At 49.7% G+C, this 15,046-nt stretch carries 4 protein-coding genes; all 4 read right to left on the reverse strand.

What is annotated here, in order from left to right; translation table 11 throughout:
* Position 1 precedes the first annotated feature (1 nt).
* Genes AD710_RS00020 through AD710_RS00035 form a run of 4 tightly spaced genes read right to left on the reverse strand, consistent with a single transcriptional unit; the run spans position 2 to position 15,026 of the window.
* Entirely contained in the window at positions 2 to 12,601 is a 12,600-nt protein-coding gene (locus tag AD710_RS00020) for a type I polyketide synthase (RefSeq protein ID WP_049626970.1), read from the reverse strand.
* Between the two features lie 39 nt (positions 12,602 to 12,640).
* Entirely contained in the window at positions 12,641 to 13,378 is a 738-nt protein-coding gene (locus AD710_RS00025) for an SDR family oxidoreductase (protein WP_049626971.1), read from the reverse strand.
* A gap of 14 nt (positions 13,379 to 13,392) precedes the next feature.
* Positions 13,393 to 14,757, reverse strand: a complete 1,365-nt coding sequence (locus AD710_RS00030; RefSeq protein ID WP_049626972.1) for a long-chain fatty acid--CoA ligase — start codon at positions 14,755 to 14,757, stop codon at positions 13,393 to 13,395.
* On the reverse strand, positions 14,754 to 15,026 hold the full coding sequence (locus AD710_RS00035) for an acyl carrier protein (RefSeq protein ID WP_003153264.1): 273 nt from the start codon (positions 15,024 to 15,026) through the stop codon (positions 14,754 to 14,756). The genes AD710_RS00030 and AD710_RS00035 overlap by 4 nt, the downstream gene beginning before the upstream one ends.
* Between the last annotated feature and the right edge of the window lie 20 nt (positions 15,027 to 15,046).

Below are 15,046 nucleotides of genomic sequence, written 5' to 3' on the forward strand. Positions count from 1 at the left end.
GCTAATCCCTGTAAAAACCGATCGTTCTTTTTACAGCGGCTTCTATGCTTATTTCGTTTTTCTCCAATTCATCAAGCAGGCGCTCATAAGTCTCAAGCGGGGACGTATCAGTCCCGTAAGTCTCCCGTTGTCTTATATGCTGCGCACTGCGCGGTATCCAGCAATGTGTTTTCGCAAAAGGATAGACGGGCAGGCTGACTTTTTTTGGCCTTTCGTCCGGATATAATTTATTCCAGTCGACATGTAAACCTTGCACCCATAATTTTGCAAGCATTGCATACTTTCCTGTTTCAATCCATTGATCTACGGTCCCGCTCATTTCTGCGTTGTCCGTCATCTCTGTAAACAGCTGTTTCATCGCTTTGTTCCGGCCTGTAAAGAAATTCTGCCCCGTCTCCTTGCCGCTGAGGAAATCATTCAGCGCGTTCGTAAGCTCTTCTTTTGATTCAGCAATGACGGCAAGGCGCTCTTCCATTTCATCCCGGCCAAGCTGAAGCGTATAAGCGATACCCGCAAGAGCTCCGTCAGCTGAATGCGACTTTTCCAAATATCTGCGCAGCTGTTCCGCACGTTCCTTCAGCTGTTCCGCCGTCTTTGCCGAGAGAATGAATAAGGACGGCTGAAGTTCACCGTCCGTCCATTGTTTCTCTTCAACAGGAGAAACATATTCTTCGAGCACGACATGAGCGTTGACACCGCCAAATCCGAACGAGCTGACACCCGCTCTCCGCGGCAGTTCATTTCCGCTATCATCAGTCGCCGCTTTCCACGGCTGAGTGTCGCGGACGAAATAAAACGGGCTGCCGTCGAGGCTGATATACGGATTAATGGTTTCACAATGCAGACTTTTAACGAGCGTTTTGTGCTGCATCTGTAAAATAATTTTTAAAAGACCGGCCATGCCGGCGGCAAGCTCTGTGTGGCCGATATTCGTTTTGACGGAACCGAGGCCGCAATGAGGCTGATCGGGTGCCGTTACTCCGGCTTTCTGATAAAGCGCTGCAAAAGCCGCTTTGAGTCCGTTGATTTCTATCGGATCTCCGAGCGCCGTTCCCGTGCCGTGGGCTTCAATATAACTCACTGTACGGGGGTCGATGTTCGCTTGCTGATACGCTTTTATCATGACTTCTGTCTGTGCTTTCGGATTTGGCGATGTAAAGGAAGCCGCCCGTCCGCCATGATTTTCCGCCGTTCCGCGAATAACGGCATAAATACGGTCGCCGTCACGTTCCGCATCGGATAATGTTTTCAAAACAATCATGCCGGCCCCTTCAGCTCTGACATACCCGTCCGCTTGATCGGAAAATGTTTTGCAGCGCCCGTCTTCACTGAGCATTCCCGCTTTATTAAAGCTGATATGCATATCCGGCGACACAATAGCATTGACGCCTCCTGCAATCGCGATGCTGCAGTCTCCGGCCTGAATTGCCCTGACCGCACGGTGAACAGCGACCAATGAGCTTGAACAGGCGGTTTCAATCGGTTCGCTCGGCCCATGTATATTCAGAAAATAGCTCATGCGGTTCGGACCGATTGACGGAACCGTTCCGGCGGCGGAAGAACCCTCAATCTCTATATGGAACTTTGAAGCTTCCTGAGCATAACCGCTGTTTGTCGTGCCTGCAAAAATGCCTGTATTTGTACCTGACAGGCTTTTGGCAGAGCAGCCGGCATCTTCAATCGCTTTCCATACATGCATCATTAAAAGTCTTTGCTGAGGATCCATCATTTCGGCTTCATGCGGAGAAATACTGAAAAATAAAGGATCAAATTGAGCGGTTTCATCAATGAAGCCGCCCCACTTTACATTGCTCGCATTTTTATCTTTCTGCGGATCTCCGTAATACTGTCTCCAGTCCCAGCGCTCCGGCGGTATTTCAGAAATGCAGTCCTTTTCTCCGGCTAAATTCTCCCAAAACATTTCCGGATTTTCAGCCATTGGAAATGCACAGCTGATTCCGATTATCGCCACGGGCTCTTCAGGTGCAGCTGCGGTTTTTGTTTTAGGAAGGCGGGACGAAATCGAGAATGGCTCCGTCTTCATTTTTTTACGCACAATCGGTTTCTCCGTTTCTGTTGCTGTTTCTGCCTGTGAGCCGAATGTATCCGGATGTTCCGTCAGCAAGTATTGGGTAAAACTAAAGACTGTCGGGTATTCAAAAAACACGGCCGGTGTCAGTTCGAGCCCATACATTTTATTTAGTTCATTTGCAAACTGCGTGAATGAAACCGAATCAAATCCATAATCTCTCATCTCTGATTCAGCATCTATTTCTTCCTCTTTCACCTTCAGAATGCCTGATATCATATGTTTGAGTTCTGCTTGTACTTTATTCGGCAGATGGACGTGCGTCTTCCTTGACACATGAATGCTGCGGGACGGTTCCGGCGCTTCAGGCATCAGGTTTTTTCGAATCCGTTTTTCGTCGCCCTCTGCCACCATGACCTGGTGTTCTCCGGAGGCAAAAGCGGCATAAAGCGCTTGGATGCCTGAGGCCGATCGCATGGCTTTCATTCCGGTCTGTTCATACATCAGCCGTTCTGTCTCTTTGTCCACGCGCATACCGCCCTCTTCCCAAAGCGGCCAGTTGACAGACAGGGTCTGCCCGCTCCGCTTGTTGTCCCGCACGAGACGGTTTCGGCGGGCTGCATAAACATCCATAAATGCGTTGGCTGCCGCATAACCGGCCTGTCCCGGATTTCCCATGCCTCCCGCCAAGGAAGAAAACAGAATGAAAAAGTCCAGCCGCACATCTTTCGCTGCTTCATCAAGATTGATAAGCCCTTTCACTTTCGGCGCCATGACGGTCTTCCGTTCATTTTCTGTCTGGTTCAGAATGTAGTTGTCAGCGATCACGCCTGCGCCGTGAATGATCCCATCGAGTGTTCCGTGCTCCTCCTGTATGCTGCGGACGAGGGCGATGACCGCCGCCCTGTCTGTCACGTCAACCGGTTGATACAATACGCGGGCACCCGACGCTTCCAAGCGCCGTAAGCGGGCGGAGCGGTCTTCATCAAGCGCTTCCGTCCTTCCCGTTAATACGAGGACGGTGTTTTTGACGCGGGAGGCTATTTCTTCAGCGAAAATCAGTCCGATGCCGCCCGCTCCCCCAGTGAGGAGGTAAACCCCTTCGTCTTTCCACGGAACGGCGCCGCTTTGAGAGGCCGGCAGATGACGCCAGTTTCTGACGAGACGTTTGCCGTCTTCATAACGGATTTCCGCTTGTTCAGGATGCGCCCGGTTTTCTTTCAGTTTGGCAAGAAGCGATGATGCGGGCTCGTCCGGATCGGCTTGGATGACTTGGCCGTACAGCTTCGGATGTTCAAGGTGAGCCGTTTTCAGGAAAGCGGCCAGCCCCGCCAATACATTGTCTTCCCCCCTGTCGGGGACAAGAAGCTGGATCAGCGTTTTTTTCTTCTGTTTTTCTTTGATAAGACGGGTGACGATCGCTGACAGCTCCGCCGCGCAGGCGTCATAACGGTCTTCAATCGGACCTTCGCCGTCAGCCGCACATACGGCGCCGCTTATGTCCTCCGCATTCATTCCGCAATACAGCGTCACGTATCTGAAAGACTCTTCTTGTCCGCCTTCACCCGGCGGTGATTCCTGCCACTTTGGCTGAAGCAAGAGCGGTTTTTCCTCCGTTTCCTCTTCCAGAAAACGGGCGGTGAGTCCCGTCAATCGGACACATACCGCGCCGTTTTCATCACACAGCTCAATATGATAGGCGCCGTCCGCTGAGGAAAGCACCGCCCACATCGTCTCACGGCACGCAGAAAACACCTGCATATCCTGCAGGGCAAACGGCAGAAACGGCCGTCCGGACGCAGAACCGTCTGAGAGCACGAGACCGATAGAAGCCTGAAGGGCGGCGTCCAGCATGCTCGGATGCAGGATGAACGGCTCCTTTTCTTCGCGGGCGGACGGCGGAAGAGTGAGCTTCGCGAGCACTTCTCCGCTCCCGGCATAGACGGCGTCAAGCGCCTGATGAGACGGTCCGTAGGTGATGCCGAGGCTGTCAAATGCTTCATAGCACTCAGCCTTTGACATGCGCCGGCCGCCGCAGCGCGCCTGAACCGCTTCCACATCGAGTACAGGAGCACGCTCCGTCTCTTCGAGCACGGCCTTTCCCTGGAAAAAGACAAGCGGCTCTTCCCCTTCGGCATACGCTTCAAAAGCGATGTCTCCGTTTTCTTCCGGCTGAAGCTTTACATGAAGCGTCACTCCTTCAGAAAGCGCCGTCACCGGACGGAGCCAAACAATCTGTTTGAGCCGGACACCCGCTTTCCCGTCCGGCAAGTCTTCAGCGGCAAGCGTAACGGCGGCCCGGGCCATTTCTAAAGCAGCCGCGCCCGGAAGCACCGGTTTTCCATTGACGATATGATCGGCAAAAAACGGTTCACGCCCTGAAAAAACAGAAGTAAAGCGCTGGGCGGTAAAGGTCGATGTATTCGCATGGAGCAGCGGGTGAAGTCTGGCTGCTTTCTCACTTTCCGCTGAGCCTGTTTTGTCAAGTGACACATCAGCTTTTGTGACCCAATATCGGTCTTTGGCAAAAGGGTAGGCCGGGAGACTGATGCGGCCCGGGTTACGCTGATAAAGAGCTGACCAATCGACGTCAAGTCCTTTAACCCAAAGGTCAAGCAGCTTTCCGTATTTCCCTTTTTTCAGCCAGGCATTTATGGTAAGCGCCATATCTTCATCAGAAGTGAGCGAAGCCGCCAATGAATGATGTTTGGCTGTCCTGCCCCGCCAGATATGAGCATGTTCGATATTATGATCGTTTGAGAAACTCATAAGCTTCATTTTCAGCTCTTCTATCGACTCGGCCGTAAATGCAAGCCGCTCAGCCATCGGTTCTCTTCCCGCCTGAAGCGTGTAAGCGATCTTGGCCAAATCTCCGTCAGAACGTTTTTTTCTTATGACATCATCCAGAAGCTGGCGGGCGCGCTCTGTCAATTGCTGCTCATTTCGCGCTGATAAAATAATAACAGCCGGTTTTTGCGGAGAAACAGACGCGTTTTCCATTGGTTTCAGGCTGTCAGACGGCACATATTCCTGAATGATGACATGTGCGTTTGAACCTCCTGCTCCAAACGAGGAAATGCCGGCAATTCTCGGGTATTCCTTCATTTCACCCGTGATATTCAAGACAGGTCGTTTCCATTCCGTTTCTTTTTGCTGTACGAAAAACGGAGTGTGCTCAAACTCAATATTCGGATTCAATTCCGCCGCATGCAATGAAGGGGCGATCTTCTTATGTTTCAATTGCAAAAGCAGTTTGGTGATCCCCGCAATCCCGGCAGCGCTTTCTAAATGTCCGATATTTGATTTAATTGAACCGATGGAACAAAACTGCCTGTCTTCTGTTGTCAGGCGAAAAGCTTTTGTTAACCCGTCGATTTCAATCGGATCACCGAGCGCAGTGCCCGTTCCGTGGGCTTCCAAGTAACTGACCGTTCTCGGGTGAATGTCTGTCCGTTTCAACGTCTCTGCGATCAGATCAAACTGCGCTTTCGGATTCGGCACCATATAAGCGTTTGTCCTGCCTGCTGCGTTCAGCATGCTTCCTTTGATAACGCCGTAAATATGATCGCCGTCTTTCTCCGCTTGAGCAAGCGGCTTTAACACAATCGCCCCTACTCCTTCACCGTCAACAAAACCGTCCGCACTGTCTCCGAAAGATTTGCATTTATCACCGGGAGACAGCATTGAAAAAGCGGACAGCCGCTCATAGTGGGCCGGATCAACGATAAGATTGACTCCGCCGGCAATCGCTGTTTCACTCATTCCGCTCCGCAGGCTTTCTGCAGCGAGATGGACAGCTGTTAAAGAAGAAGAGCATGCTGTATCCACAGCCATACTCGGCCCTTGAAAATTGAACAAAAACGATACTCTGTTTGCGATAGACCAGTCGCTGGGAACTGTCGGGTAATTGCTGTTCATCACACCGACAAAGACTCCGATTTTCCGGCTGTCACAAAGCGTGGCCGGGGTGTACCCCGCATCTTCAATGCTTGAATAAGCAGTCTGCAGAAACAACCTTTCCTGCGGGTCCATCCTTTCAGCTTCCGCGGGAGATATACGGAAAAACAGCGGATCAAATTTATCAATGTCATCGATGAAACCGCCCCATTTTGAATAAATGGACCCCCATTTTCCGCGTTCCTCGTTATAAAACGTTTTCCAGTCCCAGCGATCTTTCGGCACTTCAGTAATAGAATGCCTGCCGGTTTTTACATTTTCCCACAGCTCATCAACGTGATCGGCGCCCGGATACCGGCCTGACAGACCGATGACAGCGATATCCTGGATATAGGGATCTCCGTTTGTCCTGCTGCCTTCCTCGTTTTGAGGAATCCTATTTTGTTTTACATTCAGGTTATCTGTGTGATCAGACAGCTGCTCCTCACGCACACCCATCGCTTTCATAAATGCTCCCCGCTGAGAAAGAAGCAGGTAATCCGCGATTTCTTCTATCGTCTGATATTCAAAAAAGAGGGTGCTGGTCATTTGGTCAAACACGTTACGAAAAGCATTTGTGAGCCTGACGACCAGAATAGAATCCAAACCGTATGCGGTTAAGGAAACCGACGCATCCATTCTCCCGCTCGGAATCTTCAGCGTTTTTCCTATTAATTCCGTCAGATATGTGATGCCCCGTTCTCTTACGTTTGGAATCGGCGCGGCGCTTTCTGCGGGAGTCTGCACCCGTCCGGCGTTTTCGAGATGAGCCCGTCCATTCCCTAAATGCCGCTCGATCGCTTCTTTACGGGAAGACAGAAAGTAATCAGCAAGCTCATCAATGGTTTGATATTCAAAAAACAAAGTGCTGCTGACAGAACCGAAGACGTCTTTTAACGCGTTGGTCAGTCTGACGACCAGTATGGAATCCAATCCGTATGCGGTTAACGGTTCATGGGATAAAAGACGATGCGCCGGCACTTTAAGCGCTTCACCGATTAACTTCTTCATCAGTTCAACGCTTTTTTCTCTCAAGCTGAAATGCAAGGTATTATCCGAAAGACCATCTGCGTCATACGGACGGCGCTCCGGTTTTTCTTCTGATGCCTGCGGGAGGGCAAGCCTGACCGTTCCGTCACTTTCAGCCGCTATAATCTGCTGGCCCAAGTCGTGTGCGGCTTCAGCCGGAAACAGAGGATGGACGAATCCTTCAAGTGAAAGCGCTTCCGACCAGCCGGCCGGCTTAACCCCCGGACAGCCCGGAATCCGTAAATCATGATCCTCATACAGCCACCAGCCTTCAAGAAGGCCGAACGTCACATGGTTGAATATGGTGCGGCTGTTGATCTCATTTATAAACAGCTGGCCGTTTTTTTGCAGCATTGCTTTCGCATGGCGCAGCGTAGAGCGGATATTTTTTGTCGCATGAAGCACATTGGTCGCGATCACTGCGTCATACGTGCCGATGTCCGGCGCTTCTGTTGATACCGGCTGCTCAGCGTTGAATAATTTATAAGTGACATAAGGATATTCCGGACCGAATATGTCTTCTGCATGTAAAAGAAATGCTTTAGAAATATCCGTGAAACAATATTCGGCAATATGCGCTTCATACGGTTTCAATTTTCTCATGACCGCGGCGCTCGTCCCGCCCGTTCCGGCCCCGATTTCTAAAATGCGGATTTTCGCCTGCGGGTCTTTTTCCAGACGTTCCCGCAAAACTGCAATCAATGTGTCAGCAAGCTTGTCATTGAAAAAATCAGAAATGATATTATTGCGGTAAATGCCTTCCACAAGACGGAAGGAGGAGTCAGGGAACATCACTTCGGTTGCTGGAAGCTTACCGGTTAAAATGTCTGGAAGCACACGCAATGTCTCTTCTGCCAATCTGACATGGGCCCTCATGTCTTTCTGGCGCAGCCAAGTCTCTTTTTTCCGCTCCCATTCCTCCCACACCTGCCCTAAATCCGTTTTTTCCTGAGCAAGCGCTAATTTATTAAGGAAGACAAAACTTTCTTTCAGCCATCTGCTGTATTGTTCCGTTATGCCGGCAGCCGATTGAAATAACGGCACAGTTTCATCAAGCCTTGCGCCCATCTCATAAAGGGTTGATACAAGTATTTTTTCAATGAGGGACTCCATCTCTCTCATGCAGCTCATTACACTTGATGCTTTTAACCGCTCAGCTTCGTCATTCTGCGTGATGTTAACCGCTAATTGTCCGAGTGCGGGAGGAATCTTTTCCGGATAAACCGTTACTTGTTCTTTCAGATCGTCTTTCATAAAAACCGGATCTGTCATTTTGATCAGCGCCAACTGGTCATGAGGTCCGGAAAGCAGGGTTTCCAGCGTTTTCATCGCTTCGGGCGCCTCAATAGAAGCGATGCCGTCCCGCTCCATCCGTTTCCGGTATTGTTCTGAAGCCACGACGCCGACACTTCCCCAAAAACCCCAATTGACAACTTTTACGGCATACGGCGCTTTTTGTGAGATCCGCTTAGCAAAAGCGTCTTTAAACGTGCACCCGGCGGCATAATTGCTCTGTCCCGGCGCTTTTTGAAACGACATCATCGAAGAGAAAAACAACAAGAAATCCAGCGGTTCCCCTTCAGCCACCCGGGCAATCTGCAAGCTGACATCAGTTTTTGCAGAAAGTGAAGCGCGGAACTGATCCTCTTCCATATTGGCAAAGCTTCTGTCTGATAACACGATGGCGGAATGAATGATTCCGAGGACCTGTCCATTTTCCTTCACAATGGTGTCATACGCGCGCTTGAGAGAATCATAATCCGCAGCATCCGCGCTGAAATATTGCGGTGCGGGACCTAAAGCCGCAAGTCTTTTCAGCTTTCTTTCAATCTGTGTTTCTTTTTTCCGTCTCCCGATCCAGACAATTTTCGCCTGATAGGTCTGAATCATATATTCAGTCCATACTTCTCCTATTCCGCCTGCTCCGCCGATTATCACATAAACCCCGCCGTGCCGGTATAACGAAGGCTCATCTGCATGAGGCTGGCAGACGGCCAATTGCTGGCGGTGCCACTGACCTGCACGAAAGACCCACGGATTTCCCTCGGGGTCCGCCGGTAAAGAAAAGACATCGGGAAGATGCCGGTCTCCCCTTTGAGATTCCAAATCAAGAGGCCGGATGCTCCAATTGGTGTATTCTTTTGCGAGCGATCCCGCTAATCCGTGTATGCTTGCATGACTCGGATTGACCTCATCATGTTCATGAATCGGCTGTGCTTGAAACGTGCAGATTGTCAATGATAGTGGTTCCGTGTCAAAATTCAGAAGCAGAAGCGCTTTTACCAGCCGGAAAAGCTGCATGACCCCGTGCTCCTGTCCGCCGGCCGTATCCGCATCATAAACGGATGGAATGGGATGATCCGGTGCCGCCCATATCATGTGTTGAAAAGAGCCTTGCGCTTTCAGTGTTTCAGCCATTTGTTCCGCGCTGTCCAAAGAAGTGATGTCCGGAAAACGGACATCGGAATACATCTCTTTCAAAGCCTGCTGAAAATCCGGCCCGGCCCCGATGACGATTATTTTTTCTTCACGCATGAAAGACATGCCGGTTTCCGGAATGGTGACGGTGTTCCAAACCGGCGTCATAAGCAATTCCGTTTCACGGCTTTTCTTCGGCGTGGCGCCGGCTTTTTGGTTAAACCCGGCGCTTTCCTGCACCTCTTTTATGATAAAATCTTTCACTGCCGCCAACAGCACGCCGCGCTCATCACAAATATGCAGATCAAATTGGTGAACGGAGGCCGCTTTTACTTCCGCATGCACAAATACGGTTTTCGCTAACGGTTTAAGCAGCTGTATTTCTCCGAAGGAAAACGGTACGATAAGCGCAGGCTCTTTTTGAAATTGCAGCACATGCGCCATTGCAGTTTGAACAGCGCCATCCATTAAGGACGGATGGAGGATGTACTGTTTAAAATCGGCTTCCAAGTGTGACGGGAGCGTTAATTTGGCCAGTGCTTTCCTTTCTGTATAAGAAAATTCGCGGATGACCTGAAAACTGTCCTTTTGCACGATTCCCGCCTCAGAGAACGAGTGATAGATGTCTTTCGGCTCCGTTCTCTGCGTAAATGGCGCCGGGAGCTGAAAGACCGGGGCCTCAAAAGGCGCTCCTTTTTCTTTACAAATCACTTCTCCTTGCGAAAAGAGGTTGCCGTCCGCTCCTTTTTCTTTAATGACATAGCTTATACGCTCTTTTTCTGCTTCAAACTCTATCATGACGGATGTTGGGTCTGTCCCTGTCACAATCGGCTCCATGTACCACACACTTTGAAGAGAGACGACCGGGCGTTCTCCCCACAATCCCGCGCCGTATGCCGCCATTTCCAGATGACAGACTCCGGGAAGCACATATTTTTCGTTCACTAAATGATCTTTAAAGAAATATTCATCCTTGGAAAATATCTTTTGAAACGTCCCTTTCCGGGCGGATGAAACATTCTCATCAAGCAGAGGATGCAGCGCTTCACGACTTTTGGTATTTTGGGGCTTTTTTGTATACCGCTTTTTTTGATCGGTCAGCCAGGACGTTTCCTTTAAAAACGGATACGTAGGAAGCGGAACTTTCTGATACGGCGTTTCCGGCTTTTTGCAATCTTGAAAGCCTTTCACCCACAGCGCGGCAAATTTCTCAGGATCTGAAACGGATTGGCCTGAAACGCCCGGCCGCCCAGGTGACGCTTTTCCGAAGTAAATATGACTTCCTTCTCCGTGACCGCTTACAAATCCGTTCAATCGCTGTTTCAGCTCTGAAAGGGATGATGCAATGACAGCAAGCCGGAAGGAGAAAGGCTCTCTGCCTGACAATAGGGTGGCAGCGATATTTTCCAGGCTGTATCCGCCGGCAGAAGGCGAGTTTTCCAATCGGGCAAGAAAAGAGCTTAATTTCCCGGCATATTCTTTCAGCTGCTGTTCGGAATGTGCGCTTAGTACGACCGCATGCGGTTTTTGTTCAGTATTCCCGTCCGCTTGCCGTTTTGGCTGATAAGCACCTACGATCAGATGAGCATTAGAGCCTCCTGCGCCGAATGAACTGATTGCGGCGATTCTCGGTTTATCTCCTTCAGCCGGCCACGGCCGGTTGTTTCGGACGACATAAAATGGCGAATCAGAAAAAGAAATCTTGCGGTTCAGTTCCTCGGCGTGCAGACTGGCGGGAAGCGTTTCATGTTTCATGCTTAAAAGCACCTTGATTAAACCGGCGATCCCTGCAGCCGCTTCCAAATGTCCGATATTGGATTTCACCGAGCCGATTCCGCAGTCATTTTTCTCATCGGTCTGTTTATCAAATGCCATAGACAGACCGCGTATCTCAATCGGATCGCCGAGTGCTGTGCCGGTTCCGTGAGCTTCAATGTAGCTGATATCCGCCGGACTTACCGCGGCTCTGTTTATAGCGGATAAAATCAGGTCCCGGTGCGCTTCCGGATTCGGCACCGTATACCCGGTCGTTTTGCCGCCGTGATTAGTGGCGGACCCCTTAATGACACCGTAGATGTGGTCGTTGTCCGCAATCGCTTTTTTCAACGGTTTTAATAAAACGGCTCCCGCGCCTTCGCCGGGCACGTAACCGTCTCCGCCTTCACCGAAACTGCGGCATTTTCCTTCAGAAGACAGGAAATGCGATTGGCTTAAAAACATGTATTTTTGCGGATGTAAGCTGAGGTTGACGCCTCCGGCAAGCGCCATTTCACAGTCGCCCGACATAATGGCCTGACAAGCCTGATGGACGGCGACAAGCGATGAAGAACACGCCGTATCAACAGCGATGCTCGGCCCATGGAGATCAAGGAAATAAGAAACCCGGTTCGGAATGCCCCAATATAAGGAGCCGGGGCCTTTATACTGACCTTTGAGGAAACCTTCTTCGTGTGCAATTAATGAATATTCATTCCAGGTCACTCCGGCGAATACACCGATTTGATCCGTCGGCCTAGCCGCCGGGTTCCCGTAACCGGCATCCTCCATCGCTTCCCAGCAGCACGTGACATACAATTTTTGCTGAGGGTCCATTAAATCAGCTTCCCACGGGGAAACAGAAAAAAACAGCGGGTCAAATCGATCCGGACGATCAATAAAACCTCCCCATTTACTATATGACGCGTATTCTGCTGTTTTCTCTTCCGAGTAATAAGAGCTGTCCCATCTGTCCTCAGGGATTTCGGAGACACAATCTTTATTTTCCATTAAATTGTTCCAAAAATCATGCTGGTTTTCCGCTTTCGGAAACATCCCGCTCATTCCGATAACCGCAATATCAGAGCTCCTGTCTGTTCCCGGTTCAGGCACCTTTTCAGCCGCCTGTACAGGAAGCAATTCTTCTTCCAGCCGGCTTCCCGTATCAGGCTCCGTTTCTTTGAATTCAAGAACGCTTTCGGGATTTCGTTTCTGCGCACTTAAAAACTCACTCAATTTCTCAATGTTCGGATATTCAAACAGCAGCGTTTCAGAAAGGCCGGTAAATTCTTTATGCAATATGGTCATGATTTCTTCACTGATGAGAGACGTCACGCCAAGAGTAAAAAAAGCGGTTTTATCTTCTGCTTCGGTCACCTCGGCACCCAGCTTTTGCGCTATTACCGTTCTTAAAAATTCGTTAATACATTTCATGAGGATACCATCCCTTGTACAAAAGAATTTTTCTGTGCTTTAACAAGTTAATCCGCCGTCAATTGCCATTGTCTGTCCGGTCATAAAGGACGATTCAGGAGAAAGCAGGAAACGAACGAGTCCGGTCATATCGTCTGTTTCGCCTAAACGCCCCATCGGCGTCCTTCTGATAATTTGCGATTTTTGTTTTTCCGGCATATTTTTCGTCATATCGGTGTCCACAAAACCGGGCGCAAGTGAATTGACACGGATTCCTTTGGACCCGAGCTCCCTGGCCAGGCTTCGCGTCAAGCCGTCAAGAGCCGCTTTGGATGCGCTGTAGACAGAAGTGCCTTTAAATCCTCTTGAGCCGATAATGGAGCTTATGTTAACGATTGATCCGGAATTTTGTTTCAGCATGACCCGGGAAACGTTTCGGGTCAGCTTGATGACTGAACCGATATTCAGATTGAGGATGCGGTCAATGTCATCATCATTTGTCAGGGGCAGCAGCTGATCAAGGTTCAAACCGGCGTTATTGACCAAGCCGTCTATTCTGGAAAACTTGCGGTATACTTGAAGAACAAACTGTTTCATGGCGGCATCATCCGCCGCATCCGCCGCTTCCCAATAAAAGCGGCCGCGGTACTTTTCACTCTCTCTCAATGTGTTAATAAAATCAGATTCACTGCGGCTGAAAGCGGCTACTTTGTAATCCTCATCCAAAAGCGCCTGTACAATCGCTTTTCCGAGCCCCCGGCTTCCTCCGCTGACGACCGCTACTTTTCCGTTATTCATATGTACCTCCTGTTTTACACGTTTCTTATTTTTTTAAATCGGTCATTAGACAGTTTCCGATCTGTAACAGAAATGATCTGCGGTATCTGATATGGCTGCAGCTTCTGTCTGCAATGAGCTACGGCCCGCTTTCTGAAAGATTTGATATCTTCCTCTTTTTCAAGCACGGCCTCTGCCGCGACAATCTCGCCCGTAATCGGATTTTTTCGGCCCGTTATGAGCACATCCCGGACATTCGGTATCTCCAGAAAAACGCTTTCCACCTCTGCCGGAAACACTTTCTCTCCGCCCACATTAATGATTTCACTCTTTCTTCCGAGAATTCTTATATATTCGCCGTCTGTTTCCACCTGGTCACCGGTGTCGTACCAGCCGTCTTCATCGAAAGGTGACGGTGCATTTAAATAGCCGAGCATCGCCGACTCAGAACGGACCCAAAGCGTGCCTCCGGTAATTTTGGTCTCTATTCCGGCACCGCCTACTTTCATCCAAGTGGATTGGCTGTCTTTTGATTTCGTTGAGAATATACCCAGTTCAGTTAATCCGTATGTTTGTTTCAGCCGTACCCCCGGAAACAGCCGGTGAATGCCGCGCAGCGTTGATAGGGGCATCGGTTCTGTGCCGTAAGTGATCAGCTGGAGTGAAGAGAGGTTATACCCGGCATCCGCCTTGGACATCAGCAGCATGTTTAAAAAGGTCGGGGTGGCGGGGAGTACTTGGACAGCATGTTTGTCGACCGCCTGATAAACGGACTCCGGCGTTCTGCTGTCTGATGTGACGATTGTTCCCCCGTTAAACAGAATCGCAAACAGCGTATTAATGCCGCCTATATGATCCAATTTCAGAAAAATGAGTGTACGCAGCGGTTTTCTTTTCGCCGTTTTGTATTTTTCAAGCAGCCGGCCGGCGCTTAACACGGATGCTTTGCTTTTGCCGGAGGTTCCCGATGTGAAAATAATAATGCCTGACTCTCCTCTCTCTCGCAGGTCATCAAGCAGAGGGTGAGAGGCGCTTTTAGAACCTTCACGAAGCGTCCAGCTGTCATTTTCATTTATTTCAATGATTTGATTCACTTTCGCGTCTTCAAACATATCGAGATGCTTTTCCCTTGATTCATTGCTGAGAGGGACAACGATATTTCGGTTTAACAGAAGCGCCATCAGCAAAAAAATGGCGTTCGGGGAATAATCCCCGATAAGCGCCACACATTCTCCTTCACGTATTCCGTTTTGTTCAAGTTCTTTCTGAAAAAAGCTGATTCGTGTCAGCAAATCATCATACGTAAAAGTCTGCCCTTTAAAAATGAGAAACTCACTGTCTTGCGTTTCCCTAAGCTTATCAGTCACCCAGCTGATATCTCCCCCGCTTTCTGTTTTCATGATTGAGCACTGTCCATATATTTTTGATAAATATCACAAATGCTGCCGACGGTTGTAATGCTGGAAATTGTTTCTCCTTGGGAAAAAGGATCTACTCCGGTTTCCATCTCCATCTGTGCGACTAATTGAGCGATATCCAGTGATGAGAAGCCCAGATCCTCTATGACTCTCACATCATCGCCCGCTTCTACGGCCCGATATGACTGCTGTTCTTGAATGTCCTGGATGATTTGAGCGATGATCTGCTTCATTTCCTTGGTTTGTTCCATTTGCTTTCAGCTCCATTCTT

Source organism: Bacillus sp. JFL15, from assembly GCF_001184225.1.
In the GTDB taxonomy this organism is placed as follows: domain Bacteria; phylum Bacillota; class Bacilli; order Bacillales; family Bacillaceae; genus Bacillus; species Bacillus siamensis.

What these genes read in the sequence shown, in the direction of transcription:
- AD710_RS00030 (WP_049626972.1), bottom strand. Translation starts at nt 14,757, where the DNA reads ATGAAAACAGAAAGCGGGGGAGATATCAGCTGGGTGACTGATAAGCTT.
- AD710_RS00020 (WP_049626970.1), bottom strand. Translation starts at nt 12,601, where the DNA reads ATGAAATGTATTAACGAATTTTTAAGAACGGTAATAGCGCAAAAGCTG.
- AD710_RS00025 (WP_049626971.1), bottom strand. Translation starts at nt 13,378, where the DNA reads ATGAATAACGGAAAAGTAGCGGTCGTCAGCGGAGGAAGCCGGGGGCTC.
- AD710_RS00035 (WP_003153264.1), bottom strand. Translation starts at nt 15,026, where the DNA reads ATGGAACAAACCAAGGAAATGAAGCAGATCATCGCTCAAATCATCCAG.